Origin of the sequence: Marisediminicola senii, from assembly GCF_011057645.1 — a bacterium.
Classification (GTDB): Bacteria; Actinomycetota; Actinomycetes; order Actinomycetales; family Microbacteriaceae; genus Marisediminicola; species Marisediminicola senii.
Genome location: NZ_JAALGE010000084.1, coordinates 1 through 4,639 on the forward strand (window position 1 = coordinate 1; position 4,639 = coordinate 4,639).

The following is a 4,639-nucleotide window of genomic DNA, read 5'->3' on the forward strand; positions in this document are numbered from 1 at the left end:
GGGGGGGGGGGGGGGGGGGGGGGGGGGGAGGGGGGGGGGGCTGGGCGCCAGTGACGAAAACGAAGGAGAAATTGGCAGCTGGGGGCGAATGGATGCAGATGATGACCCAACGCCGCCGATTCTCCTTCGTTTTGGGGAGATGTGCGGGGTGGCCGCGGCGGCGGGGCGCGACGGAACATGGCGACGCGGGCACCGGGGTGACGAAAACGACGGAGTTACCGCTTCGCGTGGTCGCAGATGCGCGCCAAACGCCCCGACTCGACGACATCTCCTTCGTTTTGGGAAACCCGCACGGGGTACCGCGGGGCGGGCGCAGCGCCCGCGCGCCGGGACAACCGCGCAGCAGGCGCGCCGCGGGTGAACGCGCGGCAAACGCCAGCCGACGATGGGCTGCACGTTCGCCCAGCGGCGCACCCGGTGGCTCGTGAGGCCCGCCAGGTCTGCGACCCTTAGGAGTGGCATCCTTCTTCTATCGACTCCGCGCAGACGAACGCGTGCGCTTCCTCGTGGTCGGCGGATTCAACACGGTTTTCGCCTACGCGCTGTTCGCGCTCTTCGAATTGACCCTCGACGGCCACTACCTGCTGAGCCTCCTGCTGTCGTACGCGATCGCCACCGTCGTCGCTTTCGTGCTGCATCGCCGGGTCACGTTCTCGCGGTCCGGACGCCACAAGCTGATCACCGATTTCTTCCGCTTCGAGAGCGTGCACATCGGACTCCTCGCCCTCAATGCCGCCCTGCTGCCGGTCCTGGTCGAGATCGTCGGCTGGCCGTCGCTCGTCGCCCAGGCCGCGATCGTCTCGGTCACGGCGGTCATGAGCTACCTCCTGCACAAGTTCTTCTCGTTTCGACGCGCACACCCCCCGGCCCACGCCGCCGCCTGAGTACCCGGTCAGGCAGGTCGTCCAGTCGGCAGCCCGCTCGGTCCGTCGGCACGTCAGTCAGTCAGTCGGTCGACACAGCGCCCGCCCGGCCGCACCCAGCCGGCCGCAGCCCAGCGCTGCCCCGCCGCAACCCCTCGGCAACCCGCTGCCCGCGTCAGCTCCCGGTCGTCGCCAGGAACAGCTCGCCGTCTCCCGTGACGGTGATCGCTCCCTCGTCGGGGGTGATGTAGACCGACTCCCCCCGCTGCAGGATCGTGGATGCTGCGCCCGCGACCCGCACGGATCCCGCAGTGCACAGCGCGATAGCGGGCCCGTCCAGCGCGTACGACGCGGAGACCGCGCCGGGGCCGGCGGAGGCGGCATCCACCCCGTCCCCGCTCGGCGAACCAGCCGCCGAACCAGCCGACGCGCCAGCCGGCGAACCGCCCGCCGCCGCGCCCGCCGCACCCAGCTCGAACCGCACCAGCACGAAGTCGGACACGTCGGGCCGGAATACCTCGACACCCGGCTGCGGCCGCTCCGGATCGAGGTACGGAACGGGCACCGGCGTGAAGTCGAGCACGCTGAGCAGCTCGGGAACGTCCACGTGCTTCGGGGTGAGACCGCCGCGCAGCACGTTGTCCGACGCCGCCATCAGCTCGATCCCGAGCCCGGACAGGTATGCGTGGATGTTGCCGGCCGGCAGGTACAGCGCCTCGCCGCGGCGCAGCGTCACGTTGTTCAGCATCAGCGAGATGACGATGCCGGGGTCGCCCGGGTACTCGTCGGCGAGCAGCCGCGCGGTGTCGAGCTCCGCCGAGGTGCCCTGTGGTCTGGATGCCACGCGCGCCGTCACGGATGACACGAGCTCGTCGACCGCCGGCCCGCCGGAGCTCAGCCACTCCACGAGACCGGGCAGCGCCGCATCCACCCCCGCCCTGTCGAGCAGGTCGTCGAGGCGTTCCGCGTCCGCGGGCGCAGCGTCGTCGCGCAGCACCGCGAGAGTTTCGCGAAACTCGGCCGTCGGGCGGAACCCGCACAGCGCCTGGAAGGTCTCGCTGACCGCGACGATCAGTTCGGGTTTCGGAAACCTGTCCTTGTAGTTGCGGTGCGGGGCGTCGAGCGGGATGCCGAGGGCGTTCTCGCGGTCGAAGCCCTCCCTGGCCTGCTCGATGGTGGGATGCGCCTGCAGCGACAGCGGCGAATCGGCCGCGAGCACCTTGAGGAGGAACGGCAGGCGCCCGCCGTCGGCATGCCGCCCGAGCGTGGTTTCGGGATCGGCGGCGATCCATTCGACGAGGTCGTTCGCTCCCCCGGCCTGGTCGGGGTGCACGAGGCGGCTGGGCGACCCCTCGTGGGCTCCGAGCCACAGCTCTGCTTCGGGACCGGTGGATGCCTCGGTGCCCAGCAACTCGGCGATGGCGGTTCGCGAACCCCACGCGTACGGGCGGGGCGTATTAGTGATGCCTACAAACATCCGGAGGATTCCCTAGTGGATAGCTACTGGTTGACGTGTCCTACAACCGTGCGCCGGGGCGGGTCATCGGAGGTTAGACCAAACTACCAACGTGCTTGGCCACGCCGATAAGCCGACCTAGTCTCGATAACGGCGGGGTGATGTGGGGCAGTTCTCTGATCGCATCCGATCGCCCGCCGCAATTCACTGACGCAACGGAGCACACTCATGACGTTCGAGACCCTGAATGCCGACTTCTTCGGCTTCGAGAACCAGCTTTCCGACCAGGAGAAGCAGCTCATCGTCGAGCTGCGCGCGTACCTCGACACCGAGGTGCGGCCGATCGTGAACGGCCTGTGGGCGCGCGCGGAGTTCCTCCCGCCGTCGATCGTGAAGGGCCTCGCCGACCTCGGCCTGTTCGGACAGCCGTGGGACGAGACGAAGCGTTTCGACAACTCGGCGGTGTTCCGCGGGTGGGTCGCGCTCGAGCTGGCGCGCGTCGATGCGAGCGTCGCCACTCTGGTCGGCGTGCAGAACGGCCTCGTGATGGGGTCGATCGCGGTCGCCGGGTCGCCCGAGCAGCGCACCGAATGGTTGCCGAAACTCGCGTCCGGCGAGATCCTCGGCGCGTTCGGCCTGACCGAGCCGCTCTCCGGATCGGACACCGCGCAGGGCCTCCGCACCACCGCGACGAAGGAGGGCGACTCCTGGACGCTGAACGGCGCGAAGCGCTGGATCGGCAACGGGTCGATCAGCGACATCACGATCATCTGGGCGAAGGACACCGCAGACGGCCAGGTCAAGGGATTCATCGTTCCGACGTCGACGCCGGGGTACTCGGCGACGGTCATCGAGAACAAGCAGGCGCTGCGCATCGTGCAGAACGCGGACATCGTTCTCGAGAACGTCGTGGTGCCGGAATCCAATCGCCTACAGCACTCGAAGTCCTTCCGCGAGACCGCCGCGGTGCTGCGCCTGACGCGCGCCGAGGTCGCCTGGGCGGCAGTGGGCAACTCGATCGGTGCGTACGACGCCGCGGTGAAGTACGCCGGCGAGCGCGTGCAGTTCGGCAAGACGATCGGGAGCCACCAGCTCGTGCAGGACCTGCTCGCGAAGAGCCTCGGCAACATCACGTCGTCGATCGCCATGGTGGTTCGCGTGTCGGCGATGCTCGACGAGGGTACGCAGCGCGATGAGCACTCCTCGCTCGCGAAGTTCTTCACGACGGCCCGCATGCGCGAGACGGTGGCCTGGTGCCGCGAGATCTTCGGTGGAAACGGCATCGTGCTCGACTACGACGTGATTCGGTTCTTCGCGGACGCCGAGGCGATCTACTCGTACGAAGGAACCCGCGAGATGAACACGCTCATCGTCGGCCGCTCGATCACGGGGACCGCCGCGTTCGTGTGAGGGGTGCGGTGTGAGGCGCGGTGGGGGCGCGTCCGTGCGGGTGCGCCCTGCGGGTGCGCCCTGCGGGGCGCGCCGTGCGGGCGCGTACTGCGGGCGCGCCGGTGCGGTGGTGCGGTGCGGTGCCACGAAAACGAAGGAGTTTCCGTCGTCTGGGCGGCCGAGGGGCGCCTCAACCCGTGCCTGACGCGGTGACTCCTTCGTTTTGGTAGAGCGCGGAGCCGGGGTGCGGCGGACCGAGCGGTGCCCGGCGCCGCAGTATCCACAGGTTGGAAGCGTTGCGGATGCCGCGGCTGGCGTAAACGCCAGGCCGACGAAGCGGCGTGCGGCGGTGACGAAAACGAAGGAGTCTCCGTCGTCGACGGCGGGCGGGGCCGCAACAACGGGCGCGCGCGGCGATGACTCCTTCGTTCTGGTAGACCGCGGGGCCGGGTACCTGCGGACCAGGCGGTGCGCGGTGCCGCGGGATCCACTGGGCCGACGGGGCGATGGATGCCGCAATCATGGTTGCCGCGGGATCAGCGCCGCGGCAATGAAGAAAACGAAGGAGATGTTGCCGCGGTGGGTCCGTAGGTGCGCAACACCGCGGTAACGAGCAGTAACTCCTTCGTTTTGGTAATTCGCGCGGAATGTCATCCCGAGGAGTCGGCCATCGCACCCCGCGGCCCCGCGCCACCCCACCCCGCACCTGCACCCGCACCCGCACCCGCACCACCGCATTACCGCACCCACCGCATTACCGCACCCACCGCATTACCTCACCCCCGCACCCCGCACACCGCACCCACCGCACCCCCGCACGGCCGCACAGCACCGCGGCGGTAACGTAGCCGGATGACCACGACGCCCAGCCGACGGCCCCCCGTGGGGTCCCCGGCAGCGGGTGTCTTCATCCGCCCCGCGCCCGACCGGG

General features: G+C 69.4%; 3 protein-coding genes. 2 read left to right on the forward strand and 1 reads right to left on the reverse strand.

The window, feature by feature from the left end:
* The first annotated feature begins 455 nt into the window (after nucleotides 1–455).
* Nucleotides 456–884, forward strand: coding sequence for a GtrA family protein (locus G5S38_RS15075; protein ID WP_165070383.1), 429 nt, complete (start codon nucleotides 456–458; stop codon nucleotides 882–884).
* Nucleotides 885–1,038: 154 nt separating this feature from the next.
* Here the strand turns inward: G5S38_RS15075 and manA are convergent, their stop codons facing one another.
* Nucleotides 1,039–2,340, reverse strand: coding sequence for a mannose-6-phosphate isomerase, class I (gene manA / locus G5S38_RS15080; protein WP_165070387.1), 1,302 nt, complete (start codon nucleotides 2,338–2,340; stop codon nucleotides 1,039–1,041).
* Nucleotides 2,341–2,547: 207 nt separating this feature from the next.
* On the opposite strand from manA, the gene G5S38_RS15085 reads away from it, so the two are divergent.
* Nucleotides 2,548–3,729 carry an acyl-CoA dehydrogenase family protein gene (locus G5S38_RS15085; protein ID WP_165070389.1) on the forward strand — a complete coding sequence of 394 codons (1,182 nt, stop codon included), beginning with the start codon at nucleotides 2,548–2,550 and terminating at the stop codon, nucleotides 3,727–3,729.
* Nucleotides 3,730–4,639: the final 910 nt, after the last annotated feature.